Source organism: Anaerosporobacter faecicola, assembly GCF_012070565.1.
Classification (GTDB): Bacteria; Bacillota; Clostridia; order Lachnospirales; family Lachnospiraceae; genus Anaerosporobacter; species Anaerosporobacter faecicola.
This window is the reverse complement of the sequence record NZ_JAAQRO010000013.1, coordinates 1-26,262: the sequence shown is the minus strand read 5'-3', so window position 1 is coordinate 26,262 and position 26,262 is coordinate 1. Positions and strand designations below refer to the sequence as shown.

General features: G+C 37.0%; 27 protein-coding genes. 25 read left to right on the top strand and 2 right to left on the bottom strand.

What is annotated here, in order from left to right; all coding sequences use genetic code 11:
- The first annotated feature begins 133 nt into the window (after positions 1 to 133).
- The 13 genes from HBB17_RS08135 (at position 134) to HBB17_RS08075 (ending at position 12,309) form a co-directional block, all read left to right on the top strand.
- Positions 134 to 631, top strand: coding sequence for a MarR family winged helix-turn-helix transcriptional regulator (locus HBB17_RS08135; protein WP_167957005.1), 498 nt, complete (start codon positions 134 to 136; stop codon positions 629 to 631).
- Positions 632 to 919: 288 nt separating this feature from the next.
- The gene (locus HBB17_RS08130; protein ID WP_167957004.1) at positions 920 to 2,092 is read left to right on the top strand and encodes an ArsA family ATPase; all 1,173 of its coding nucleotides are present in this window, start codon (positions 920 to 922) and stop codon (positions 2,090 to 2,092) included.
- A 127-nt stretch (positions 2,093 to 2,219) separates the two neighbouring features.
- Positions 2,220 to 3,821 carry an ArsA family ATPase gene (locus HBB17_RS08125; RefSeq protein ID WP_330588187.1) on the top strand — a complete coding sequence of 534 codons (1,602 nt, stop codon included), beginning with the start codon at positions 2,220 to 2,222 and terminating at the stop codon, positions 3,819 to 3,821.
- A 387-nt stretch (positions 3,822 to 4,208) separates the two neighbouring features.
- Positions 4,209 to 4,553: a YlxM family DNA-binding protein gene (ylxM, locus tag HBB17_RS08120; protein WP_334297181.1), complete on the top strand. Its 345-nt coding sequence runs from the start codon at positions 4,209 to 4,211 to the stop codon at positions 4,551 to 4,553.
- A 106-nt stretch (positions 4,554 to 4,659) separates the two neighbouring features.
- Complete coding sequence (gene ffh, locus HBB17_RS08115) at positions 4,660 to 6,003, top strand: signal recognition particle protein (protein ID WP_167957002.1); 1,344 nt, start codon at positions 4,660 to 4,662, stop codon at positions 6,001 to 6,003.
- A 79-nt stretch (positions 6,004 to 6,082) separates the two neighbouring features.
- Positions 6,083 to 6,328, top strand: a complete 246-nt coding sequence (gene rpsP / locus HBB17_RS08110; RefSeq protein WP_167957001.1) for a 30S ribosomal protein S16 — start codon at positions 6,083 to 6,085, stop codon at positions 6,326 to 6,328.
- 88 nt (positions 6,329 to 6,416) lie between these two features.
- Positions 6,417 to 6,644: a KH domain-containing protein gene (locus tag HBB17_RS08105; protein WP_167957000.1), complete on the top strand. Its 228-nt coding sequence runs from the start codon at positions 6,417 to 6,419 to the stop codon at positions 6,642 to 6,644.
- A 154-nt stretch (positions 6,645 to 6,798) separates the two neighbouring features.
- On the top strand, positions 6,799 to 7,308 hold the full coding sequence (gene rimM, locus HBB17_RS08100; protein ID WP_167956999.1) for a ribosome maturation factor RimM: 510 nt from the start codon (positions 6,799 to 6,801) through the stop codon (positions 7,306 to 7,308).
- A gap of 15 nt (positions 7,309 to 7,323) precedes the next feature.
- The gene (trmD, locus tag HBB17_RS08095; RefSeq protein ID WP_167956998.1) at positions 7,324 to 8,076 is read left to right on the top strand and encodes a tRNA (guanosine(37)-N1)-methyltransferase TrmD; all 753 of its coding nucleotides are present in this window, start codon (positions 7,324 to 7,326) and stop codon (positions 8,074 to 8,076) included.
- Between the two features lie 290 nt (positions 8,077 to 8,366).
- The gene (locus tag HBB17_RS08090) at positions 8,367 to 9,812 is read left to right on the top strand and encodes a methyl-accepting chemotaxis protein (protein ID WP_167956997.1); all 1,446 of its coding nucleotides are present in this window, start codon (positions 8,367 to 8,369) and stop codon (positions 9,810 to 9,812) included.
- Between the two features lie 24 nt (positions 9,813 to 9,836).
- Positions 9,837 to 10,301 (top strand): methylated-DNA--[protein]-cysteine S-methyltransferase, encoded by a 465-nt coding sequence (locus tag HBB17_RS08085; protein ID WP_167956996.1) that lies wholly within the window; start codon positions 9,837 to 9,839, stop codon positions 10,299 to 10,301.
- A 161-nt stretch (positions 10,302 to 10,462) separates the two neighbouring features.
- Positions 10,463 to 11,230, top strand: coding sequence for a DUF2087 domain-containing protein (locus HBB17_RS08080; RefSeq protein WP_167956995.1), 768 nt, complete (start codon positions 10,463 to 10,465; stop codon positions 11,228 to 11,230).
- A 209-nt stretch (positions 11,231 to 11,439) separates the two neighbouring features.
- Positions 11,440 to 12,309 carry a DegV family protein gene (locus tag HBB17_RS08075; protein ID WP_167956994.1) on the top strand — a complete coding sequence of 290 codons (870 nt, stop codon included), beginning with the start codon at positions 11,440 to 11,442 and terminating at the stop codon, positions 12,307 to 12,309.
- Positions 12,310 to 12,562: 253 nt separating this feature from the next.
- Here the strand turns inward: HBB17_RS08075 and HBB17_RS08070 are convergent, their stop codons facing one another.
- On the bottom strand, positions 12,563 to 13,066 hold the full coding sequence (locus tag HBB17_RS08070; RefSeq protein ID WP_167956993.1) for a GNAT family N-acetyltransferase: 504 nt from the start codon (positions 13,064 to 13,066) through the stop codon (positions 12,563 to 12,565).
- 179 nt (positions 13,067 to 13,245) lie between these two features.
- On the opposite strand from HBB17_RS08070, the gene HBB17_RS08065 reads away from it, so the two are divergent.
- The 11 genes from HBB17_RS08065 (at position 13,246) to pgeF (ending at position 22,978) form a co-directional block, all read left to right on the top strand.
- Positions 13,246 to 13,902 carry a TetR/AcrR family transcriptional regulator gene (locus HBB17_RS08065; protein ID WP_167956992.1) on the top strand — a complete coding sequence of 219 codons (657 nt, stop codon included), beginning with the start codon at positions 13,246 to 13,248 and terminating at the stop codon, positions 13,900 to 13,902.
- Positions 13,903 to 14,048: 146 nt separating this feature from the next.
- A complete protein-coding gene (locus HBB17_RS08060) occupies positions 14,049 to 14,924 on the top strand; it encodes a methionyl aminopeptidase (protein ID WP_167956991.1) in 876 nt (291 codons plus the stop codon).
- Between the two features lie 188 nt (positions 14,925 to 15,112).
- Complete coding sequence (gene rplS / locus HBB17_RS08055) at positions 15,113 to 15,460, top strand: 50S ribosomal protein L19 (RefSeq protein ID WP_167956990.1); 348 nt, start codon at positions 15,113 to 15,115, stop codon at positions 15,458 to 15,460.
- A gap of 196 nt (positions 15,461 to 15,656) precedes the next feature.
- A complete protein-coding gene (lepB, locus tag HBB17_RS08050; protein WP_167956989.1) occupies positions 15,657 to 16,262 on the top strand; it encodes a signal peptidase I in 606 nt (201 codons plus the stop codon).
- Positions 16,263 to 16,280: 18 nt separating this feature from the next.
- Complete coding sequence (gene ylqF / locus HBB17_RS08045) at positions 16,281 to 17,135, top strand: ribosome biogenesis GTPase YlqF (protein ID WP_167956988.1); 855 nt, start codon at positions 16,281 to 16,283, stop codon at positions 17,133 to 17,135.
- Between the two features lie 285 nt (positions 17,136 to 17,420).
- Positions 17,421 to 18,191, top strand: a complete 771-nt coding sequence (locus HBB17_RS08040; protein WP_167956987.1) for a ribonuclease HII — start codon at positions 17,421 to 17,423, stop codon at positions 18,189 to 18,191.
- A 40-nt stretch (positions 18,192 to 18,231) separates the two neighbouring features.
- Positions 18,232 to 19,770, top strand: a complete 1,539-nt coding sequence (locus HBB17_RS08035; protein WP_167956986.1) for a flagellar hook-length control protein FliK — start codon at positions 18,232 to 18,234, stop codon at positions 19,768 to 19,770.
- Between the two features lie 28 nt (positions 19,771 to 19,798).
- Positions 19,799 to 20,092 (top strand): EscU/YscU/HrcU family type III secretion system export apparatus switch protein, encoded by a 294-nt coding sequence (locus tag HBB17_RS08030; protein WP_167956985.1) that lies wholly within the window; start codon positions 19,799 to 19,801, stop codon positions 20,090 to 20,092.
- Between the two features lie 39 nt (positions 20,093 to 20,131).
- Positions 20,132 to 20,488, top strand: a complete 357-nt coding sequence (locus tag HBB17_RS08025; protein ID WP_167956984.1) for a YraN family protein — start codon at positions 20,132 to 20,134, stop codon at positions 20,486 to 20,488.
- Between the two features lie 12 nt (positions 20,489 to 20,500).
- Complete coding sequence (locus tag HBB17_RS08020; RefSeq protein ID WP_167956983.1) at positions 20,501 to 22,018, top strand: purple acid phosphatase family protein; 1,518 nt, start codon at positions 20,501 to 20,503, stop codon at positions 22,016 to 22,018.
- Positions 22,019 to 22,090: 72 nt separating this feature from the next.
- Complete coding sequence (pgeF, locus tag HBB17_RS08015; RefSeq protein ID WP_167956982.1) at positions 22,091 to 22,978, top strand: peptidoglycan editing factor PgeF; 888 nt, start codon at positions 22,091 to 22,093, stop codon at positions 22,976 to 22,978.
- Positions 22,979 to 23,126: 148 nt separating this feature from the next.
- Here pgeF and HBB17_RS08010 read toward each other — a convergent pair whose 3' ends face one another.
- Complete coding sequence (locus HBB17_RS08010) at positions 23,127 to 24,299, bottom strand: ribose-phosphate pyrophosphokinase (RefSeq protein WP_167956981.1); 1,173 nt, start codon at positions 24,297 to 24,299, stop codon at positions 23,127 to 23,129.
- A 308-nt stretch (positions 24,300 to 24,607) separates the two neighbouring features.
- Between HBB17_RS08010 and HBB17_RS08005 the strand changes: the two genes are divergently transcribed.
- Positions 24,608 to 25,918, top strand: a complete 1,311-nt coding sequence (locus HBB17_RS08005) for a DUF512 domain-containing protein (protein ID WP_167956980.1) — start codon at positions 24,608 to 24,610, stop codon at positions 25,916 to 25,918.
- Positions 25,919 to 26,262: the final 344 nt, after the last annotated feature.

Below are 26,262 nucleotides of genomic sequence, written 5' to 3'. Positions count from 1 at the left end.
ATAACTTTCCATCAAAATATTCTTTGCATGCTGCTAGCCTTATTTCTGTCGTATATTTGGACATAAAAATTTCCCCCTAAGTAGATTTGGTTATTTACCTTGTCTACTTAAGGGGAATCATATCATTAATTCTATGACAAATGTAGAAGGTATTTCTTTAGAAGAGATGTTTTTCGATTATTTAGATCAAGTCAAATTCCTGTTTACAAAAGAGTTATGGGACAATGAGATTTTAAATTGTTCGAAGAATGAACTATTTATATTGTTTCTTATATACAGAAAGCAAGAAGTAAATATGAGCCAAATCGCACAATATATAGCTGTTCCTCTGAATACAGCAACAGGAATTGTTGCTCGAATGGAGAAAAAGGGATTGATTCTTCGTCAGAGAAGTGAAGAGGATAAGCGAATTGTTACGATCACTATGACGGAAGAAGGAAACCAGCAAGTGGGTCGCATTATGAAAGAGCTGATGCATTATGGGAATCTGATCTTTGAGAATTTTACTTCGGAGGAGATGGCATTTACTTTTCGTCTTATCGATAAACTTATGGATGTATTGAAACAGGAACGAAATAGACGGATGGTGGAGCAAAAGGAAACCAAGATTCGTAAGATTACCATAGAATAACAAGAAATTTGCAATATGTATATAAGTAAAAAGTATCTTCATATGGAAATATAGGAGAAGAAAAGAATTAACAAATTGGCATTATTGTCATTGATCGATAAAACAATCAATGGAATAATGCCACATTCAAACTTAAATACTTCGAGATAAGAACTATTCATTAAAAGAAATAAAAATGGGATAGGTGAACAGAAACAGATGTGTTTTAAGAGGGGTTCCTAACAGTGATCATAACGACAAAAGTTCAGAAGTATAAAATATATTTCAGTATTAGAAAGGATGAGAGTAATGAAGAGGATTCTTATATTTACAGGTAAAGGCGGCGTAGGAAAAACAAGTGTTGCCGCAGCACATGCACTTCGTTCCGCGATGGAGGGAAAGAAGACAATATTAGTTAGTACTGATATGGCACACAACTTGGGAGATTTGTTTGAAAAAAAGATTGGTCACGAAGAAGTGAAGATCACAGATCAACTATATGCTTTGGAGGTTGATCCTGATTATGTTTGTATGAATGAATTTAAATCTATGATGGAAGCATTTCAAAAGTTCATTGAATCAATTGGAAAAGACGATCAGGAAATAGATTCCTTTACCATGATTCCTGGAATAGATGAATTGTTTTCTTTATTAAAGATTCAGCAATTATATGAAAAGAGTGATTATGAAAGAATTATCGTTGATTGTGCACCAACTGGTGAAACGTTAGCTCTTCTTAAATTTCCAGAATTGCTTTGCTGGTATATGGACAAATTTTTTCCGGTTGAAAAAATTGCAATGCGTGTGTTGTCACCTGTATCCAAACGTTTATTTCAAATCCAATTACCAGATGGCAAAGCTATGAGTGAAATAGAGAAACTTTATATGGAGCTAATCAAATTGCAAGAATTATTGAAAAACAAAGAGGTGTCCTCCATACGTCTTGTAACGATACCTGAGAAGATGATTGTCGAAGAAACAAAGCGGAATTATATGTATATGAATCTTTACAATTATAATGTAGATGGAATATTTATCAATCGAGTACTACCAGCGGAGATTGATAATCCTTTCTTTACAGATTGGTTGCAGATTCAGAGGAGATATATTGATGAGATTCAAACAAGTTTTGGACAGATTCCATTGTACACCATTCCTTGGTATGATACCGATCTGTTAGGCTTGGATTCTGTAAAGCGAATCTGTGAAGATGGATTAGCTTCTAGTGAGGATCTATTCAAGGTACAAAGCAATCTAGAAGGGGAAACATACGAACAGACGGAAAATGGTTACCAACTTAAATTGTATCTTCCATATATAGAAAAGGATCAGGTGGATGTTCATTTGTCTGGAAGTGATGTTATCCTTAAGATCGGTAATTATAAGAGAAATATTCCACTACCGAATGTGCTTCGTGGATTAGAAGTAACGTATGCAAGATTTGAAGACAACAGACTTTGTATACAGTTTGAAAAAGAGTAGTAGAGAATATAGCAAAGAAAATAATGATTTCGTAGAGTTATAGGAAAGTAGAAAATAAAGTTGAAAACAGGTTAAAAACAGTTGAAAACAGGTAACAATCGAAAAATTGTAGAAAGAAGGAAATTATATGCTAAATGAAGAGGTATTCATAAAAATGTTACAGATCAGACAATTGCAAAAAGAAGCAATCTGTACGATGTTACCAGATTCTATGATCGAACATCTTGACATCATTGAAGAAGAGAGCAAGTCAATGATGAAAGAGTTATTGGGTGAAATGGCACAGAAAACGTTTCATACCTATGGGAAAGTTAAACAATTTCAAAAAGAAGCAAAGGTAAGAAATGAACAGGCAGAAGAAGAGAGAAATATGGAAGAAACAGAAAAAACAGATAATACAACCAGCTCAATGGAGTATAAAAGAACAGCCGAGAAGGATAAGGAGTCTGCTAGTGGAACAGAAGGAAAAAGAACAACGGAAGCAAAAAGAACAACAATGAAAGCAACTAATAAAAAGAAAAGCAAAAAGGTTTGTAACATAGTAATGAGTAAGGGGGCTGACAAAATGCGAATTCTATTATATACAGGTAAAGGCGGAGTAGGAAAAACGAGTATAGCAGCGGCAACAGCAGTAAAGTTAGCAGCGAGTGGTAAGAATGTAGTGATCATGAGTACAGATCAAGCGCACAGTTTAGGGGATAGTTTTGGTATCAAACTAGAAAATGAGCCTGTATTAATTCAGGATCATCTATGGGGGCTTGAAATCGATAGTGTTGTGGAAGGTGAAAAAGCTTGGGGTAATATGAAAGAATATTTGAAACAATTCCTTACAACCAAAGCGGAGGGAGGAATTGAAGTAGAAGAACTGCTTGTTTTCCCAGGATTAGAAGAATTATTCTCATTGTTCCGTATAATTGATCTATATGAAGAGCAAAAGTATGATGTATTAATTGTTGATTGTGCACCAACAGGAGAAACATTATCGTTACTAAAGTTCCCTGAGGTATTTGGTAATTTCATTCGAAAAATCCTACCGATGAAACGAAAAGCGACGAAAGTAGCTGGACCAATGGTGGAGAAAGTGACAAAGATTCCAATGCCAAAAGAGTCAGTTTTTGATGATATAGAAATGTTAGATGATAAACTAACCAGACTGCAGACAATCATGATGGATAAGAAGATTACCAGTATTCGAATCGTTACAACTCCTGAGCGAATCGTTATTAAAGAAGCAAAACGTAATTTTACTTGTTTGCATCTATATAATTATAATGTGGATGCCATCATTGTGAATAAGATTTATCCAAAGGCTGCTCTTGATGGATATTTTAGTAAATGGAACGAACTACAGGATGAAGGTATGGAAGAGATTAAGCAAAGTTTTTCAATGCTCCCGATCTTTCGAATGGAATTGTTAAAAAACGAACTCAACACGCTTACTGTATTAAAACAGGTGGCAGATTCTCTTTATGGTGCGTTTAATCCCGCTGATATATTTTTTGTAGATCAGATTTTTGAAGTAAAGAAGTGCGGAAAAGAACAAATGTTACGTTTGCATTTACCATTTGCCAATAAGGAGCAAATGGAGTTGAATCAAAAAGGGGATGAGTTGCAGGTGAAATTCAATAATGAGAGTAGATGCTTCTTATTACCAGACTCGTTAAAAGGAAAAGAGGTGGTAGGTGCCAAGTTCGAAGATGGCTGGTTAACACTTGAAATGACTTCTTGACTAATTCGCAATCCGCGCCCAAGCGCTTCTTGCTCCTGTTAGGCGGGTCAAGAAGTCCAATTCACTTATGTACAAGCACAATTTGAATTGGACTTTTGACCCTTGCAGATGCACGAATTGTTACGTTGCTACGCAACTCTCACAATTCTAAACATTCGCAATCCGCGCCCAAGCGCTCCTTGCTCATGTTAGGCGGGTCAAGAAGTCCAATTCACTTATGTGCAAGCACAATTTGAATTGGACTTTTGACCCTTGCATCAAAAAAATAAAAAAATGGGTTGACAGATTCGTGATTATTAGGTATACTATCGACTGTAAAGAAAAAAACTTTACAGGGTGGTGCTTTATATGAGTGAAAAGATAGAAAAGAATAATAATATAAAGCAGATCGATAAGCTCGTTGAGTTGTCTTTGCTTTATGATTTTTATGGAGAACTGCTAAAGGAAAATCAGAAAAGCATTTATGAGGATTATATTCTAAATGATTTATCACTGAGCGAGATTGCAGAGCAACAGGGAATCAGCCGACAAGGCGTACATGATGTAGTGAAGCGATGTAGCAATCAGCTAATTAATTATGAAGAAAAACTTCATTTAATAGAGAAATTTCAACGGACGAAAAAAGAAGTTAGTCGAATTAAAGAACTATCGGAACAGATGATGCAATCACAGGAACTGACACATTTGGCAGAGATTGAACAATTATCCGAACGAATCTTAGAAGATTTGTAGATGACGTTTTCAAGTGAATATGATATAATAGTCATAACTATTCATTTGTAGAATGAAATTGGACAAATTGGATATTAGAACGCGAATAAGATTGGGAGGTTTAAGCATGGCATTTGACAGCTTATCCGAAAAACTGCAGAATGTATTTAAGAATTTGCGTGGTAAAGGACGCTTAACAGAAGCAGATGTTAAAGTTGCTTTGAAAGAAGTTAAGATGGCTTTACTTGAGGCAGATGTTAACTTTAAGGTTGTAAAGAATTTTATTAAATCTGTTCAGGAACGTGCCGTTGGGCAAGATGTAATGAGCAGTCTGACACCAGGTCAGATGGTAATTAAGATTGTTAACGAAGAGATGGTTAAGCTAATGGGAGATGAAACAACCGAATTAGCATTGAAACCTGCTTCCGATTTGACAATAATCTTAATGTGTGGTTTACAAGGTGCTGGTAAAACGACGACCACCGCAAAAATTGCAGGAAAGCTAAAACAAAAAGGAAGAAAACCTTTATTGGTAGCTTGTGATATCTATCGTCCTGCAGCAATCAAACAGTTGCAGATCAATGGTGAGAAACAAGGGGTTGAGGTCTTCTCCATGGGAGATGGACATAAACCAGTTAATATTGCGAAAGCCGCCATCGAACATGCAAACAAGAATGGTTATAATGTTGTTATTCTAGATACAGCTGGTCGACTTCATATTGATGAAGATATGATGACCGAGCTAATTGAGATAAAAGAGAATGTAGATGTAACACAGACAGTTCTGGTTGTAGATGCAATGACAGGACAGGATGCAGTTAATGTTGCAGAGACATTTAATGAAAAGATTGGTGTAGATGGTGTAATCATTACCAAGTTAGATGGTGACACAAGAGGTGGTGCTGCGTTATCCATTCGTGCAGTAACCGGACGACCAATTCTTTATGTAGGTATGGGAGAAAAGTTATCCGATTTGGAACAGTTCTATCCAGACCGAATGGCTTCTCGTATTCTTGGTATGGGCGATGTGCTTACCTTAATTGAAAAAGCGCAGGAACATATCGATGAAGAAAAAGCAAAAGAGATGGAAAAGAAACTGCGTAAAGCAGAATTCGATTTCAATGATTTCTTAGAACAGATTCAACAGGTTAAGAAGATGGGCGGTATTGGTAGCCTACTGGGAATGTTACCTGGTGCATCTGCTCAGTTAAAAGATGTAGAAGTATCTGATGATGTTTTTGATGGAACAGTAGCAATTATTAATTCCATGACCAAACAAGAACGTTCGAACCCGGATATCTTGAATCCTTCTAGAAAGAAGAGAATTGCCAATGGTGCTGGGGTAGACATCAGTGAAGTAAATCGTCTTGTAAAACAGTATGAACAAAGCAAGAAGATGATGAAACAGATGTCAGGTATGATGTCTGGAAAAGGAAAGAAAGGCAAGTTCAAATTACCTTTCGGTCTGTAGTGAGGACCAACAGGATTATCCTGTGAATATATATGACAGTAGTCGAATATGGGTTCAATATTTAAGGAGGTGAAATAACATGGCAGTAAAGATCAGATTAAAAAGAATGGGACAAAAGAAAGCTCCTTTCTATAGAGTAGTTGTTTCTGATTCTAGATCTCCAAGAGATGGTAGATTCATCGAGGAAATCGGAACATATGATCCAACTCAAGAGCCAAGTGCTTTCAACGTAAACGAAGAAGCAGCTCAAAGATGGTTATCAAATGGTGCTCAACCAACTGAAACTGTTAACAGATTATTTAAAAAAGCTGGTATCGTTAAATAATTCGCTTTATATAAGCTAGGATACACATAGCCACGAGAAGTTCCCTTTTCGTGGCTCTTGTGGTATATGCATCGTGGAGGTGAGGGTAGTGAAAGAACTTGTTGAAGTAATTGCTACATCATTAGTAGATCATCCAGAAGAAGTTGTTGTTACGGAGAATGAAACAGATAAGGCAATTGTTGTAGAACTAAAAGTTGCAGCAGACGATATGGGTAAAGTAATTGGTAAACAAGGTCGAATTGCGAAAGCAATCCGTACGGTTGTAAAAGCAGCTGCATCAAAAGATGAAAAGAAAGTAATTGTTGAGATTCAATAAATGTAGGAACTACTACTAGTACTATGATTTCTGAGGGTGTCTTTTGGGACATCCTTTTTAAATATATGGGAACTGTTCGGAGTTAAGCATGTATACCGTGTTTTGGGATTCGTTCTGAACAATTACAATATGGTAAAGCATTAGGAGGAAATAGATGGACAATTTATTACGAGTAGGCGTTATTAGTTCTACCCATGGGATTCGTGGAGAAGTGAAAGTGTTCCCAACAACAGATGATCCAAATCGCTTTAAGGATTTAAAGAAGGTAATCTTGGATACGGGAAAAGAAAAGTTGGAGTTGGAAATCAGTGGTGTACGATTCTTTAAAAATATGGTAATCGTAAAATTTAAGGGATACGACAACATTAATGATATAGAGAAATACAAAGGAAAAGATCTTCTTGTTACGAGAGAAAATGCGGTTAAATTAGAAAAAGATGAGTATTTTATCTATGATCTTATAGAAAGTACCGTATATACAGAAGATGGTAATGAATTTGGTACATTGGTAGAAGTTCTACAAACTGGTGCGAATGATGTCTATGTTGTTAAGACAAAAGAAGGAAAAGAAGTACTTTTACCAAATATCGAAGAATGTATACGAAACGTAAACATCGAGGAAAAGAAGATTATCGTTCATATTATGGACGGTTTATTGGATTAGTAGGAGGAACAAGCGATGAATTACCATGTATTAACCTTGTTCCCAGAGATGATTGAACAGGGGTTGAACACCAGTATCTTAGGACGTGCCATGGAGAAAAATCTGATCACCTTGCAGACAACCAATATTCGAGATTTCTCCGAGAATAAGCACATGAAAGTGGATGATTATCCCTATGGTGGAGGAGCTGGAATGGTGATGCAGGCTGGACCTGTTTACAAAGCCTATCAACATGTCAGAGAACAGGTAGGAGAAGGCAAGTCTTTACGGGTAATCTATCTAACCCCACAAGGAAATGTATTTACACAGGGGATGGCAGAGGAGTTTGCAAAAGAAGAAGATTTGGTTTTCTTATGTGGGCATTATGAGGGAATTGATGAACGTGTCTTAGAAGAAATTGTTACGGATCAGGTATCCATTGGTGATTATGTACTAACGGGAGGAGAACTTCCTTCTATGGTAATGATGGATGCCATTTCACGTCTTGTACCAGGCGTATTAAACAACGATGTATCTGCTGAAATCGAATCATTCCATGATAATCTGTTAGAGTATCCACAATATACAAGACCAGAAGAATTCATGGGGAAAAAGGTTCCAGAAGTATTGCTATCGGGACATCATGGAAAGATTGATGCATGGCGTAGAGAACAATCCGTTATTCGTACAGCAAAGCGTAGACCGGATCTTTTGAAGGAAGCGGTTCTTACTGATCAGGAGAGAAGATTGGCAGAAAAACACGTGGAAGACGTGAAACGTATAGAATAGAAAACAGAAAAAATTTAGTAAAACGATGGTTGATGTCATCTAGTTCGGATGACATTGACCATCGTTTTTAGTCTAATATCAAGTATTGGGTGTGATGTTGAAACGTGTTTTCTGTAGATGTAATCGGTTTTGGATTTATTGCAGTTTGTTTGTAGTGAACAGGAATGTATGTTTTAAGGTGAAACGCAGTTTTCATACAAAAGTGTTGAATTTTCTGTCTAATATAGATATGATAGATATGGACGGGAAGTTATAGACGGGGTAAACATATATGGAAAGGATTTTTAGACATGAATGAAATGAAGAAGGCAAACAGTATGTTATTCCGTGGTTGGGCAGTAATCTGCGTGGTATTAATGGCTGCATATGCAGTGGAATTGGTAAAAGATAATCGATCAATCGTGTATTATTTGATTTTTTTAGCAATTACAATTATACCAATGTCTGTGTGTTTCTGTATTTATAAAAAAGATGAAACAAGCAAAATGGTTCCATTGATTACTGCAGTTGGATATGGTGTTATGTATATGTTTGTATTATTTACAGGTGATACAGATTTAGTATTTACATACGCATTCCCGATGTTTGGACTATTAATGGTAAGTAATAGTTATACTGTGATTCGTGCATACTCTGCAATTTGTATCAGCGCAAATCTGTTGGAAGTCTTGTATAAAATTGTAATTAAGAAACAAACACAAGCGAGTGAAATTACGAATTATGAGATACAGGTTGCATCCATCTTACTAACTATGGTATTTGCATATTTCGCAACAAAGCAAGCAATCTCAACTGCAGATCGCAAGCTAGCGATCATACAGGAAAACGAAAGTAAGCAAAAAGAAATGTTGGATAGTATGACGACGACAAGTAATGCAATTGCCAATAATACGGATAAATTAATTGATGTTGTAACTCAAGTGAAGTCATGTGCAAAAGATACGGATATTGCAATGAAAGATGTAGTAGATAAAACAAATGAAATGGCTTCTTCTGTGAAAATGCAAAGAGATGTAACAGCTATCATGCAAGGAACAATTGAAGGGGTAGCATCCTTGTCTGAACAGATCGATCATGCAGCGGATGAAGCGCAGAACCATGTGGATAAAGGACTTGTGAATATGGAACGGCTAAGTGAAAGTGCCAAAGTTGTAGGCACTTACAATGATACCGTACTTGGAGAAATGGAAAAACTGAATGAAAAGACGAGTGAAGTGATAAATATCGTCAATATCATTAAAGGGGTTGCAAATCAGACAAACCTACTTGCTTTGAATGCATCCATTGAAGCAGCAAGAGCTGGAGAAGCAGGAAAAGGATTTGCAGTTGTTGCATCAGAGATTACACATTTAGCTGATCAAACGAAAACAGCAACAGAGCAGATTGCTACCATCATAGAAGAATTGGAACAAGAAGCAAAAAATGTGGAAAATTCCATTGGTGAGGTTACGACAAGCAATCATGAACAGAATGAATTGATCTTCGATACCCAGAGTGTATTTTATCGAATAAAAGAAAGCATGGATCAAGTCGTGGGATCAATGAAGTTGCAATCACAGAATATGAAAAAATTACAGTCAGGTAATGCCAATGTTATGGAATGTGTAGAATCAATCTCTGCAGCGTGTATAACAGTGGAGGAACAGTCGAAGGCTACGTATGAATTATCAGACCAAAACCTAGAGGCGGTAGAAGTGGTAGAGGAAGTTGTACAGAAATTAAAAGAAAGTATGTAGTGATACAAGAGGGGAGCAAATCGTATGGGGAAGAAGAGGGCATATTATGAAAGTCCAATTGGAAGAATCCTGTTGGAGGAGGAAGAAGAGCACATTGTTGGACTAAATCTTACAAAACAACATTTCCGTGTGAATGTAGAAGAAACGTTGTTGTTACGTGAGACAAAAAAACAGTTGACGGAATACTTTCAGGGGCTGAGAAAAAAGTTTTCATTACCAATTGCATTAAAAGGAACGCCATTTCAACAAAAGGTATGGGAAGCACTTCGGACGATTCCATATGGAGAAACCTGTAGCTATAAAGACATAGCCATGCAGATAGGACAGCCTGGAGCGATGCGAGCAGTTGGAGGTGCGAATAATAAAAATCCAATCATGATCATTGTCCCATGTCATCGTGTCATTGGTGCGAATAAGCAAATGATAGGATTTGGAGCAGGAATTCCAATAAAAGAATATCTGCTGGCACATGAAGCGAAGTATAGATAAAAGTTTGACCGACAAATTCCTATTATTATGTTTGGAATAAGCAAACAAATATATTTATTTAGAAACGTATGGGTATATTTGTGCAAATTAAGAGTAAGAAAAATAAATCCTAAGAGTAAGAAATAGAAGAAAGACCGATACTAAGAATAAGAGGGAATGAGATGGAACAGAATCGAGAAGTGATGTGGAAAGCGACCATTGAAGAGCTGGTAGATGGTTTTCAAGAAGTGAAGGAAGGATTTACCTGTATCTTTTGTGGCAAATCCTTTAAAAAAGGGCGAATCTATGAATTGGATCAAACATTATTTGATGCATATGGTGCTGTCAAGCATCATCGGGAAAAAGATCATGGTGAGTCCGTGGATTATCTATTGAATCTGCATTCAAATGTAACAGGTTTATCGGAGGTACAGCAGCAGATTTTGAAATTAATGTCTTCTGGAAAAGGGGACAAGGAAATTGCAGCTGAAGTGGGTATTGCTCAATCAACGGTACGAAATCATCGGTTTAAGTTAAGAGAAAAAGAAAAACAAGCGAAGATATTTTTGGCATTGATGCGTTCCTTAGAGGAAAAGACAAGCCGCTCGATTAATGAGACCGATTGTGGTGTGATCGAAGAGATTCATTCCAATGCCACAATGGTAGATGATCGGTATACGATTACGGATCAAGAGAGGGAGAAAACCATTAAGACCTATATGACGGAGGAGGGTGCAATAAAGCAGTATCCGTCAAAAGAGAAGAAGAAGATAATTATTCTTGGAGAAATCATGAAGAATTTTGTACGTGGTCGAGATTATTCGGAGGCAGAGGTAAACAAAGTATTAAAAAGAATGTATGATGATTACCCAACATTACGTAGAGCACTCATCGAATATGGTTTTTTTGATCGCTCAACTGATTGTAAAGTATATAGAGTGAAAGAATAATTTGGTTTTATGTAACTTTTGCTTGCATAATTGAGGAGAATCATATACCATTACAGTTATGAGTATTTTTATTGTTCAACGTTTGCTAGTTAAGTTTCATCGGTAATCGAGTGAAAGTATGTAAAATAATAGATTGAATACTTGTAATTTGCTTACGATGAAGAAAGTGATAGCAAAATATGAGAAGAAGAAAAATAGGATGGTGTAGAATGAGGAAAGTAGCAGTCGTAACAGACAGTAATAGTGGTATAACACAGGAAGAAAGCAAAGAGTTGGGGATCGCTGTATTGCCAATGCCTTTCTATATAGACGAAGTGCTTTATTTTGAAGATGTGAATCTTTCACAAGAACAATTCTATAGCAAATTAGATGAGGGTGCTGCAATTTCAACTTCACAACCAGCTCCTGGAGATGTGATTGATCTATGGGATTCGTTATTAAAGGATTATGATGAAATAGTGCATATTCCTATGTCTAGTGGATTAAGTAGTTCCTGTGAAACGGCAAAGATGTTAGCATCGGATTATGACGGCAAGGTTCAGGTCGTGGATAATCAGAGAATATCGGTTACACAGAGACAATCCGTACTTGATGCAATGGAGCTAGTAAAAGCAGGTAAAAGTGCTGTTGAGATTCGAGAATATTTGGAGTCTGTTAAGTTTGAATCGAGCATCTATATTACACTGGATACCTTAAAGTATTTGAAAAAAGGTGGTAGAATTACGCCAGCAGCTGCAGCGATTGGAGCTGTATTAAACCTAAAACCTGTTTTGCAGATACAAGGGGAAAAACTTGATGCATATTCGAAATCAAGAGGAAAAAAACAAGCCAAAAAAGTAATGATTGAAGCGATGAGAAAAGATATGCAGGAACGTTTTGGTTGTACAGAGGAAAAACAGACAATTCATCTAGAGGCAGCATATGCTGGGAATTTAGAGGAAGCTTTACTGTGGAAAGAAGAACTTGAAAAAGAATTTCCTGCGTATGAGGTTCATATGGATCCACTTTCCTTGAGTATTGCATGCCATATTGGATATGGAGCATTAGCTATTGCATGTTCCAAAAAAATTGATAATTAATCGATAATTCGTCATTAGATACAAAAAGAACTGGAACTTGCCTAACTGAATTCCACCCTTATACGGAATGTGAAGGGATAAGGAATTACCAGAATTAGAAAAGATCCCGTTCTTTTTTTGGCTCTATGTCAAGTGTTGGGGTGTGAGATACGGGGCACCAACACTGACATTAGAGCTATTTTTTAATCATACACTGCGTAAAGATGCAAGCACTCTTTAATTTTGCTAATCAGTGGCTGATTGGTACAAGATCTTAATTACAGAGATAAACCATATCATAGAGATCCCATTTTTCTGCTTGGTATGTAAAGAAGGCAGGATGAAATTGTTCGTCTACAAAACCAACCTTTTTGTAGCAGGCATGAGCAGCAGGATTATTGCCAAAGACACCTAATGTAATTTTCTTCATCTTAAGAATAGTTGTGGCATAAGTAATGGCCAATTGGAGCATTTCTTTTCCATAACCTTTCCCTCTGTAACGATCATCTACTACAATAAAACCAAAATGGATGCTTTGGTTGGTATAATCCGCATTACGCATATGAAGATGACCAACAGGAATTCCTGCTTCATTAAGAGCAACAAAACTCCAAGCACCTGGATCATCATCAATGGTTACTTTAAAGGAAGCAAGTTGTTCTGTAGTTAAAGGGTATGTAAACTTGTTCGCACACCATTTGGTAAAGGATTCTTCATCATGAAACCATTGCAGAAGATAGGGAGCATCAGAAGATTTATATGGTCGTAAACGTAACATTTGAATAACCTCCATTCATATTTGTATGATGAACTATGGTAACATAAATAGAACGGAAAAGCAAAATAGATTATTTCACACATAGAATTGACTTTTATACGGATAGGAATTAAAATTTAAATTGTGGTCTGTAATAATTACAGTAAAATGACATACACAAGGAAGAATGGGAGAATCGAATGCCAAGACAAACATTTTTTAATCTGCCACCGGCAAAACAGAGGAATATCGTGTATGCAGCTTTGGCGGAGTTTGCAAAAAAGGGATATGAAATTGGTAATGTGGGAATGATTGCAAAACAAGCCAATGTTTCGAAAGGAAGCATGTATCAATATTTTGAAGACAAAGAAGAATTCTATCTCTATTTGGCAGGGTATGCATACTCCATGATCAAGACAGCTTTACGGTCGGAATTACAGTTACTTGAGACACAGAAAGCAGATCTGCAAGTAGTAGTAAAAGAAATGAGAAGGATTCTGTGGAATCTTTTGGAACAGTATCCGATGGAACTTAGCTTCTTATTCTCAACAAAAGGAGAACATGAGGAATCCGTCGTTTCGTCTTTGAAACGGTTGTGTGAGGCATTTTACCAGCAAACTTTACAGCCGATGTTAGAACATGCGCTTTGTGAAGGGCAGATTCGTGACGACATCCCTATGGAATATCTTCTATTATATTGCCAGGGAATACAGGGAATGCTACAAAAGAAACTACAAGTTTACATTGTATATAATAGGGAAGAAAATCACGTAGGTATAACAATAGAAAAAGAAGTATGGAATCAGATTTACGATACCATAGCAACTATGATGTTAACTGGTTTGATAAAAGATTAACTGAATATACACAGAAAAAGATAAGAGTGGAATGAGATTCAAATTGAAAGAGATATCAGTAGAAAGAGATTTGATTTGGCTTATAAATTAGTAAGAGCTTCATACGTAGTATTTGACGCTCTAATCAATATATTACAGAAAGAAGAATGAGAATGAAATTAGGTAGAAATGATTTATGTTGGTGTGGAAGCAATAAAAAATATAAGAGTTGTCATTTGGCTTTTGATGAAAAGATTACTGCTTTCGAAGAAGAAGGTGCAATAGTGCCTTCAAGAGATATGATCAAAACACCAGAACAGATTGAAGGTGTTCGTAAAGCAGGCGAAGTGAATACATTGATTCTGGATAAGTTAGAACCATATATTAAAGAAGGAATCTCTACAGAGGAAATCAATGATCTCGTAAACCAATTTACCAAAGAATTGGGTGGAATTCCAGCACCACTTAACTTTGAAGGATATCCCAAAAGCGTATGTGTATCCATTAATGAAGTTGTTTGCCATGGGATTCCATGCAAGGAACGTAAGCTAATGAGCGGAGATATTGTTAATATCGATGTATCTACTATAGTGAATGGTTATTTTGGCGATTCTTCTCGAATGTATTGTATTGGAGAAGTAAGTGAAGAAAAGAGAAAGTTAGTACAAGTAACAAAAGAATGTGTGGATCTTGCAATGAAAGAGATCAAACCATGGAGTTTTCTTGGTGATGTAGGGTATGTGATTAACCAACATGCCAAAGCAAATGGCTATACAGTAGTTCGTGAAATTGGTGGTCATGGGGTTGGTTTGGAATTCCACGAAGAACCATGGGTTAGCCACATTGGACAAAGAGGAACCGATATGCTATTAGTTCCTGGTATGATCTTTACGGTAGAACCTATGGTGAACATGGGAAAAGCCGATGTTGTGCAAGATGAAGAAGATGGTTGGACGATCTATACAGAAGATGGAAAGCCATCTGCACAGTGGGAATATATGATCTTAGTTACCGAAGATGGAATGGAAATCCTAGCACATTAATGAGAAGGCCATCTGTTACCGGTTGGGCGGAAAGAGTAACAGAATTTGTTCCATTATTCGCAATAATTAAAAATATACCTTGCATCATAATAAATTCTATGATAGAATAAATCGTTGTGAGATGAAAAAGGTGTTCCTCTGCTACGGAGTGTATTAAGAACATCTAAATATTGAAGGAGGTCACACAAATGAACGAAATTATTAAAAATATTGAAGCTGCTCAGTTAAAAGCAGAAGTACCTGAATTTGCAGTAGGTGATACTGTTAAAGTATACGCGAAAGTAAAAGAAGGTAACCGTGAAAGAACTCAGGTTTTTGAAGGTACAGTATTAAAGAGACAAAACGGTGGAGCAAGAGAAACTTTCACAGTAAGAAAAGCTTCTAACGGAATCGGCGTTGAAAAAACTTGGCCATTACATTCTCCAATCGTAGAGAAGATCGAAGTTATCAGACATGGTAAAGTAAGAAGAGCAAAACTTAACTACTTACGTTCAAGAGTTGGTAAAGCTGCTAAGGTTAAAGAATTAGTTAAATAATTGAAGCGAAAAGAAGGGACAAGTACATCATGTATGTTGTCCCTTTTTCTTAAGGACGATAACGAAGTGATTTGTAAAATACGCCACTTGTGGCGAGTTCCAATTAGCACTGTCGTCCGAACGGATCGGGAGTATTATAGTCACCTAGTTAAGTCAAAGAAGATTCGGTTGTTATAGAGATGAGGTTGAAATTGAGATGAGATATGATTTTGATTCGGATGAGACAAGAAAGAAAAGAAAGAAGATCATAAAAGAAATTATCATATGGGTTGTAGAGATTGTTGCTGTTATCCTGTTGGCGTACTTCCTTGTAAAGTATGCAGTAGAGAAAACCACGGTTGTTGGAGAAGCCATGGAAACAACATTACAGGAAGGCGATAAGATCATAATTAATAAATTAGCATATCGTTTTTCAAAACCAAAACGATTTGATGTCATTGTATTCAAACAAAGTGGAAAAGAGCATAGCTATTATAATATTAAGAGAATCATCGGTTTACCAGGAGAGACCGTACAGATAAAGGACGGAATTGTCTACATTAATGATGAACCAATCAAAGAGAAGGCAGCAGTAGAGGCAATCAAGAATCCTGGTTTGGCTACAGATCCTATTACATTAGAGGATAAAGAGTATTTTGTACTAGGAGATAATCGAAATTTAAGTGAAGATAGCCGATTTGCGAATATCGGAAATGTAGTATTTGATGATATCATTGGCAAAGCATGGATCAGACTGAAACCATTTAATTTTGTAAATGAACTGAATCCAGCAAAGAAGACACAGGAAGAAAGCACAGAATAGAAAGAAAGAGGGAAAGACATGCATTTTCAATGGTACCCGGGTCATATGACAAAAGCAAAACGTATGATGCAGGAGGATATAAAACTAATTGATGTTGTGATTGAGTTGGTGGATGCAAGAATTCCATTAAGTAGTAAGAATCCAGATATTGATCAATTAGCGCAGAATAAATCAAGAATCATTCTGTTAAATAAATATGATTTGGCAAGCCAACAACAAACCAACGCCTGGAAAGCATGGTTTGAAGAAAAAGGATACTTTGTAGCACTTGTGAATTCAAAAAATGGTTCCGGTGTTAAGAATGTACATGAAGTGATTCAACAGGCTTGTAAAGAAAAAATTGAACGAGACCGTAAGAGAGGAATCTTAAATCGTCCCGTTCGTGCCATGGTTGTGGGTATTCCTAACGTAGGAAAATCAACATTTATCAATAGTTTTGCAGGAAAAGCTTGTGCGAAAACAGGGAATAAGCCAGGTGTAACGAAGGGAAAACAATGGATTAAGTTAAACAAGAATGTAGAATTGTTAGATACACCAGGTATTTTATGGCCCAAATTTGAAGACCAGTTAGTTGGACTTCGATTGGCATTTATTGGATCGATTAAGGAAGAAATCTTGAATATAACAGATTTGTCCTATGAATTGATCAAATTCTTACAGAAGAATTATACGGGCATATTAGCGCAAAAGTATGAAATTACAGAGGAGGAAGATCCTTTATTAACCTTGACGAATATTGCAGCAAAACGTGGTTGTAAACAAAAAGGTGATTTACCAGATTTGGATAAAGCAGCCAGTATCTTAATGGACGATTTTAGAAATGGAAGAATAGGAAAAATCACATTGGAATTTCCTGGTAAAGATGAGAAGTAGGATGTATGTGTAGAACAATAGCTCAATCGGTTATAGAAAGTGTGTGGATATGTACACACTTTCAAACTGGTAGAGCTTTTTTTCTTGGACAATGGTTCTTATGGAAAGATGGGAAAGAGTATGCTACAATGAAGAAGAAGTTTGGTTATTGTTTGCAAATTAATCAAGTTAGGTTTTTATGAAGAAATAGATGTTTGCATTGTAACTTAAAGATACGGGAGAAAATGTAAGAGTTTGTAGACTAGAGATCTATGACATAGGGAATCAATTAAGGAGCGAAAGAAAATGGAAAAGAAAATTGCAGATATTAAGCTGGAGTTGGAATCAGCCGATATCACTAACATAGATGCAATATTGGAACAATATAGGGCAGATAACCGAAGCGGTGTCGTGAAGCTCATTGCAAAATATGATAAAGAAAAAGAAAAGTTACAAAAGGAAAGAGAACGCAGCTATGAAATGCGTCGATTTGAGAGAGAGTATGGAAAAGAGTACCATGCAATCTGCGGTATTGATGAAGTGGGACGTGGTCCTTTGTCAGGACCTGTTGTTGCTTGTGCAGTTATCCTACCAACGAACGAGGAAATTCTATATCTCAATGATTCCAAACAAGTAAGTGAAAAAAAGAGAGAAGAATTGTATGATGTGATTATGGAAAAAGCAGTTGCAGTGGGCGTAGGAGTTGTGCCACCAAGCGTAATTGATGAGATTAATATCTTACAGGCAACTTATGAGGCAATGCGTGTTGCAATAAGTAAACTACAGGTGAAACCGGATCTTTTATTAAATGATGCGGTTACCATACCTGGTGTGGCAGTGAAACAAGTACCAATCATCAAGGGAGATGCCAAAAGTGCATCCATTGCCGCTGCAAGTATTGTAGCAAAAGTAACAAGAGATCGATTGATGGTGGAATATGATAAAATCTACCCAGGATATGGATTCGCACATAACAAAGGGTATGGATCGAAGGAACATATTGACATGTTACAGAAGATAGGTCCAACTCCAATACATCGGCATACATTTATAAAAAATTTTGTAGAAGAAGAGTAAAAACGTAGTAAAGGAAGATTGACCAGAAGGGAGAACGAGTATGAATCTATCATCACAATCCTATTCTGTTAGTGGTAATAAAACGACAACGAATTCGATGTCCTTACAATCTCTACATGGGGCAGCAGATACGACTTATGGAAGCAACCAAGGCAATGCTTCCCTTGTGCAATTGTCTCAGGGACAGATTTTTAAAGGAACTGTAACGGATATACGGAATAATCAAGTAACAATACAGATTGACCAGCAATATGTTCACGCAAAATTTCAAGATATGGTGAATATATGTATTGGAGAGACATTAAACTTTGTTGTACGAGAGAATACGGGAAAGCAGGTTACCATTGCACCCTTTCTTGAACAAAATGGAAATCCTGTTGATGGAACCATCTATAAAGCACTTGAAGCGGCAGGTTTAGCAGCTACGGATAAGAACATTGATATTGTGAATACGTTATTATCCAATGGAATGGGAGTGGATAAACAAACCATAACGATGTTACTTTCGGCATCCCTTCGTTTTCCAGATCTCCCACTATCCCAACTGGTGGATATGATGAAGAATAAATTACCGTTGACCAATGATAATGTGCAACTGTGGAATTCTTTTTTATCAGAAAAAGAGGACTTAACGACAAACCTCAATGCAGTGATGAAGGAACTTCCTATTGCAATAGCAGATGTTTATGAACATGGAGACATACAGGCAGCAAAACAACTTTTGGATACAATTCTACATGGTTCACCTGAGCGTGCAGATGGTACGGCTTCTAAAGAAGGGATGACATGGAAAGAACTGCTTTCCATGATTCAAAAACAGCATATGGATAGTATCCAACAGCTAGATGGAAAGACAATATTAGAAGCGGTACGAGAACAGATGGAACAGGGAAAATCGTCCAAATTAATTGAAAGTTTCATGAAACATGATTTGTTTTCACAAGCAGTAAATAAAGAACTAACAAATCAATGGGGGATCACTCCCGAGCAGGTCAATGGAGAAAACATAAAAGCAGTTGGAACACAAATGGAACAACAACTACAAAACTTACAGAACATGGTAGATCAGAGACCTGATTTGACTGGAACATTGCAGCAAGCATTACAGCAAGCCTCCACGAATCTGGCAACGGCACAACAGTTAAACCAGAGTATGGCAAAAGCGGCGAATAATCAGAATGCATTTGATCTTTTGTATTCACAGATTCCTTTAAAATTAAAGGGACAACTGAAACATAGTGATTTATATGTCTATTGCAATAAACAAAGTTCAGGGAACTCTTCAAAGAATATGAGCATTTTGTTACATCTGGATATGGAATATTTGGGGGATCTAGATATTATGCTTCGTACCCAGGATTACCAGATGAATGCAACCTTTTCACTTTCCGATCAGGAAGCCTATGAGATCATTCGTGATCATATACCGGAATTAGAGGAGCGATTACGAGAAGAGGGCTATTTCTTTTCTGCTTTGGCACAGAAGAAAGAAGAGAAGAAAGGAATGGTGCAGGAATTATTCGAAGAGAAGAACACAGAGACAGTAGGCAAACGTTTTTCTTTTGACGTGCGGGCGTAGATTGCACGGAAGGAACAGGAGGAGAAGTATGGAAAACAATAAGAAGAAAACAGCAGTGGCATTGTCCTATTCCCCTGATGAGAAGGCACCTAAAGTTGTTGCCAGTGGACAGGGATATTTGGCAGAGAAGATTCTTGACATTGCAAAAGAGGAAGAAGTTCCTGTGCACAAAGATAGTAAATTGGCGAATACATTATCACAGCTTGATATTGGAGAATATATCCCTCCAGAATTATATAATGTAGTTGCGGAAATCTTAGTCTTTGTAGACAGCATGGATCGAATCAAAGGAAAAGTGGCGGAATCACATAAAAAACTTTAGTTCATAGAAGAATGTTTGGGGAGGATCAATAGAAGATATATGGGGGAATACAATAAGCGGGTAATCGGTTCACAGAAAGAACAGGCAGCTGCAGCATTCTTGCAGGAGAAAGGATATCAGATTCTTACAATGAATTATTTCAGTAGAAATGGGGAAATTGATATTATTGCAAGAGATGCGGATTACCTTGTATTTGTGGAAGTAAAGTATCGAAAAGACGAAAAGCTTGGTTTGGCTTTGGAAGCTGTATCGGAGAGAAAGAGGAAGGCATTGCTAAAGACAGCGAGATATTATCTGTATCAGAATGGATATGGAGAGGACGTCAAATGCCGGTTTGATGTGGTGGCGATACAAGGAAAGGAAGTGTCTCTAATTCAAAATGCATTCGAACAATAAGAAGGAGTGTATATGAAAAAGAGAAGACTTGTGTATGTTTTTCTCCTACTTCTATTAATCGTAGGAGGGAAAACGGACTTTGCCAGTCTTGAGACCAATTCTTATGGCAAATGGCAGCAGCAGTGGAAGCAGATTGAACCAATTCCAATACAAATGGCGGTTTCCCCTGGTGGAGAACCTGGAACATTGCGTTTCTCCTGGTACTCAAAGAATGGTGAATCGAAAACACAATTCCGTATTGGAGAAGAAAAGACGGGAAAACAGAGCAGAAAGCAATCAGTGATAACGAAGAATGCGACACCAGGGTATCAGTATCATCATGTTGAGGTTGAGAACCTTACAATTGGTAAGACATATTATTATCAATATACCATAGAAGGGAATTGGACAGAATTATATGAGGTATATGTAGCCACAACAGAACAGTATCAGGTAGCATTTGCTGGTGATCCACAGATTGGAGCTTCTGTAGAGTTGCAACCGACTAACGAGCAAAAGCAGGCGGTTTGTGCAGATAGCTATCATTGGAATGAAACCTTAGAGGTAATACAGAAGAATACAACCAATCTGGCATTTGTAGTAACGGCTGGCGACCAGGTACACACAAGAAATCAGAAAGAAACCTTGCAGGATCTTTTTGCAGAAAATGAGGTGGAGTATGCGGGATTTCTATATCCGTCCCTTATGCGAAACCTTCCAGTGGCAACCTCCATTGGGAATCATGATAGTCAAAGTAAAAATTATCAATACCATTTTAATAATCCTAATGCAGATACAGGTTACGGAGAAACCGATGCTGGAGGGGATTATTATTTTATTTATGGGGACGTCATGTATCTCATGCTGAATTCTAATTGTATGGAATCTGAAGAACATGATCGTTTCTTAGCCTGGGCGTGTGAGAACAATCCAAAAGTAACATGGCGTATCGTGGTTATGCATCACGATTTGTTTGGTGCAGGAAAACATAGCATACAGGAGGAGATGGTGCAACTACGTGCTAGTTTTATCCCTGTTTTACGAAAATATCACGTTGACCTTGTACTTGCGGGACATGATCATTGCTATGCAAGAGCGTATTTACCAATGGAAGCACAAAATGTGGAGCAAGATAGCGTAACGACAGGGAATTTCCTTCCTAGGGATACATCGATTCCAACGTTAATTTCTATGAAATATGGGATAACCATTTCCAAGCAGATTCTGAAAAAGCTAGTGAATACAAGTAACCAAAAGAGAACCCTACGGCAGCAGGTAATGAAAAAACAAATCCAGGCATTTCAAAAAGTCTGCGAGGATACGGTAGCATATCATAGTGAAGAGGGCATCTTGTTCCTTGCTGCCAATTCTTCCACAGGAAGTAAGTATTATGAACCGTGTCAGACACTTCCCATCTATACAGCGGTGTCTGTGCAACAAAATAGAAGCAATTATACGTTGCTAGATGTAAGCAAAGAGCGAATTAAGATCAACACGTATTATGTAGATACTAGGGAAAAAGTGGACCAAACCATAGTATTGAAGAAATAAGAGCATTTGTCTGACGGTTACTTAATCAAAGAGTGAATGAGCGTCGGTTATGAAATAGAAATGAGGATAAGAATGATAGAACATGTAATTTATAAAAAGCAGAATCAGGTTAGTAATCAAGTTTATAATGGGAATGGACAAAAAGCAGGGCGTTTACAATATGATGGAGAAGTGGGATACATTACATTTCCTGTTTTGGAGGAGATCCCTTATATTAAACATGGATTTAGTACGCGGTTAGGTGGTGTGAGTAAAGAGCATTTATCGTCGATGAACCTAAGTTTTACGAGGGGAGATGAGGAAGAATATGTTCGAGAAAACTACCGAAGAATCTGCAAAGCCATAGAGATGGATCCAAATGATCTGGTATTTTCTGATCAAGTACATGATACGAAGATTCATGTGGTAACGGAAAAAGACCGTGGGAAAGGGTATCAATTTCCTCGAGAGTTAGTAGGAATAGATGGGTTGATTACCAACATTGTTTCCCTACCATTAGTGACTTATTATGCGGACTGCGTACCACTTTATTTTGTTGATCCTGTCCATAAAGCCATTGGGTTATCCCATTCTGGTTGGAAGGGAACCGTTCATAAGATGGCAGGTCGGACGATGGAAGCAATGGCGGAAAACTTTGGTACGAAGCCAGAGGATGTACTGGCAGTAATTGGACCATCTATTTGTAGGGACTGTTATGAAGTGAGTGAGGATGTTGCCGTAGCCTTTCAAAAAGCGTACAATAAAGAACTTGCAGAACAGATTTTGGAGAAAAAAGAAAATGGAAAATACCAACTGGACCTTTGGTTAGCGAATAAAGCGAATTGTTTGGAAGCGGGGATACTAGCAGAGAAGATTACCATATCAGAGATCTGCACTTGCTGTAACAGTGAATTACTATTCTCTCATAGAGCATCAAAAGGAAAACGCGGAAATCTAGCAGCTTTCTTAAGTTTGGCATAGAAGTATATAGATGTATTTCAGATAAGGGCTTTGACACCCAAACCCTAGTATATAAAAAAGCCATGTTCAACGTACAAATTCCTTACCAAAAGGGGAAAAGAGTTGCACGTTGAACATAGGCTATAAGGTAGTCTGCAATTAGCTTTGCTTAACGAAGAGAGGATAACAATTCCTGAATTCTTAACGTTGGAACTAGAATATCATTTACGGAAGTATCATGATTGAGTGTATTGATAATCAAGCTAATGTATTTGCTTAAATCAACATTCACATAATATGGTTTTTGCAATAACGTTTCTGGAGAGTACACAAGATTCGTCGTATAGATTCGATCTACTACACCATCTTGGTAAGCTTTATCAAAACGTTCATATCCATCAGAGAATAGACCGAAAGTAGCAGCAATATAGATACGTCTGGCATGGCGTTTTTTTAATTCATATGCGATTTCTAAAATGCTTGTACCAGAGGCAATCATATCATCTACAATGAGGACATCTTTATCAGCAACACTGTTACCAAGGAATTCATAACCAATAATTGGATTCTTGCCATTGTCATCAACTTTGGTTTCATAATTGCGTTTCTTGTAGAACATTCCCATATTTACACCGAGAACATTGGCATAATACACGGCACGGCTCATACCACCATCATCGGGACTAACGATCATAAGGTGATCTTCATCAAATTGCATATCTTTTTCAGTTGCAGCAATTTTACGGATAAATTGGAATGCAGTAGAGAAGTTATCAAAGCCCTGTATTGGAATTGCATTTTGAACAGTTGGATCATGAGAGTCAAAAGTAATGATGTTCTCAACACCCATTTGATAAAGTTCCTGAAGGGCAGTAGCACAATCGAGAGATTCTAGAACATTGCGACGATTTTGACGATTTTCATATAGATAAGGTAAGATTACTGTTGTACGATATGGTTTTCCATTACAAGCAGCAATGATTCGTTTAATATCTTGAAAGATGGAATCGGGTGAAGTTGCCGTTACTTCTTCTCCAATCTTATACTGACCGCTATGGTTGGTAACATCTGCAAGGATAAACAGATCTTTCCCACGAACGGATTCGTTTAGTTTTGCTTTGGCTTCCCCAGAACCAAAACGGGGACAATCAGCATCAAGAAGATAACTAGTTGATTGATAGCCCAATCGGTTGAGTGCATGTATTTGCTCTTTTGCAACATCTTGTTCTCTACTTTTTATAAGATCTTCATTAACCAATGCACCAAGTTTTTCACAACTTGGGTGAGCATATATCTTCAATGGAGCGACTGGAATCAGTTCGCTGAATGGATTTGTTGTCATGAGGTACCTCCTAATTAACACATGTGACTTATTCTCTATCATTTATATCACCAAGAAAGGGATTCGTCAATAAGGAAGGAGGGATTTGGGAGTTTACTTTTGGAGAATATATTGGTATTATATAAGTTACTGGTTTGGGGAACCCAATCCACATGCTGATTTACAGCATTACTAGTAATAATAGCTGACTTTGGGATTTGATTCCTGCCTTTGGGGAAGCAACTTCGCTTTGCTATGGGATGTCAGTAATTTAGGCTTTTAAAATAAAACCTTTAGTAGTTTGTGTCATGGTTAGAAAGGAAAGAATCATGTTAAAAAAGGGACATGTAGTAAAAAGTGTATTAGAAGGAAGTATTGCGGAACAATTAGAGATTGAACCAGGCGATACCCTGCTTCGTATAAATGGAAATGAGATAAAGGACGTATTTGATTATCATTATTATGTGAACGATGAATTCTTAACGTTATTAATCTTGAAAAGTAATGGAGAAGAATGGGAATTAGAGATTGAAAAAGAGTATGAAGAAGATCTTGGAATTGAATTTGATCAGGGGTTAATGGATCAATATCGTTCCTGCCGTAACAAATGTATCTTCTGTTTCATTGATCAGATGCCAAAAGGTATGCGTGATACGCTTTATTTTAAAGATGATGATTCCCGCCTGTCTTTTTTACAAGGAAACTATATCACATTGACAAACATGTCAGAGGAAGATATTGACCGAATCATTCTATATAAATTAGCTCCGATTAATATATCCGTTCATACAACGAATAAGGCGCTTCGTTGCAAGATGCTTAACAACCGTTTTGCAGGGGAAGCATTAGATAAGATAAAGAAATTATATGAAAATGGAATTGAGATGAACAGCCAGATTGTTCTTTGTAAAGGATACAACGATGGAGAAGAACTGGATCGAAGCATTCGAGATTTATCAGGGTATCTACCTTATATGAGAAGTTTATCTGTAGTTCCGATTGGTCTGACAAAATACCGGGATGATCTGACCCAGGTGGAGAAATTCACAAAAGAAGATGCCATTCAAGTTTTGGAGCAGATTCATGGTTGGCAAGACAAACTCAAAGAAGCATATGGTACACGCTTTGTATTTGCCAGTGATGAATGGTATATAACGGCAGGACTACCAATTCCTTCAGAAGAATATTATGAAGGATATGGACAAATTGAAAATGGGGTTGGAATGGTTCGTTCCTTACTCGATGAAGTTCATGAATATCTAGGAGAGTTAGAAGGGAATACTTTAACAAGGAAGCTTTCCATGGCAACGGGAAAACTTGCGGCTCCATTTATATCGGAATTAGCAAATGAAGTAATGAAGAAATACCCCAATGTACAAGCAAAGGTCTATACCATTGAAAATGAGTATTTTGGAAAAGATATAACGGTTGCAGGGCTATTAACAGGTCAGGATATTATCAAACAGCTAAAAGGAAAAGATTTGGGTGAATTCCTTGTCCTTCCTAGTGTACTGCTTAAGAATGATGAAGATATTTTGTTAGATGATCTGACCATATCGGATTTAGAAAGAGAATTAGAAATCAATATTCGAATCAACAAAGAAGATGGAAGATCGTTTGTAAATACCATCATTGATTAAGTTAATTGGGCTTTTGACCGCCTAATTAGCTACTTAAATAAACAACCAAAAGAAGAAACAGTTTACAAAAACAACAATTATTGTTATTATGTTATGGATAAGGTTTTCTTTTGTTGGTATTACAGATTGAAGGCATAATGTATGGTGGTGCACCTGGTGCTCTTATTATACGAAGATATTCTCACAATGTATGATACGACAGAGGAAAAACAGAATGGGATAGTGTCAAATGATTTATGAAAAAAATGAGCAAAGAAAAAAGGCTCAGATGAACCTTGAAAATTGCAGATATTATAGGTTGTGGTAGCTTGCCGCCACCCTTGACAGCACGAAAAAGAACTGCT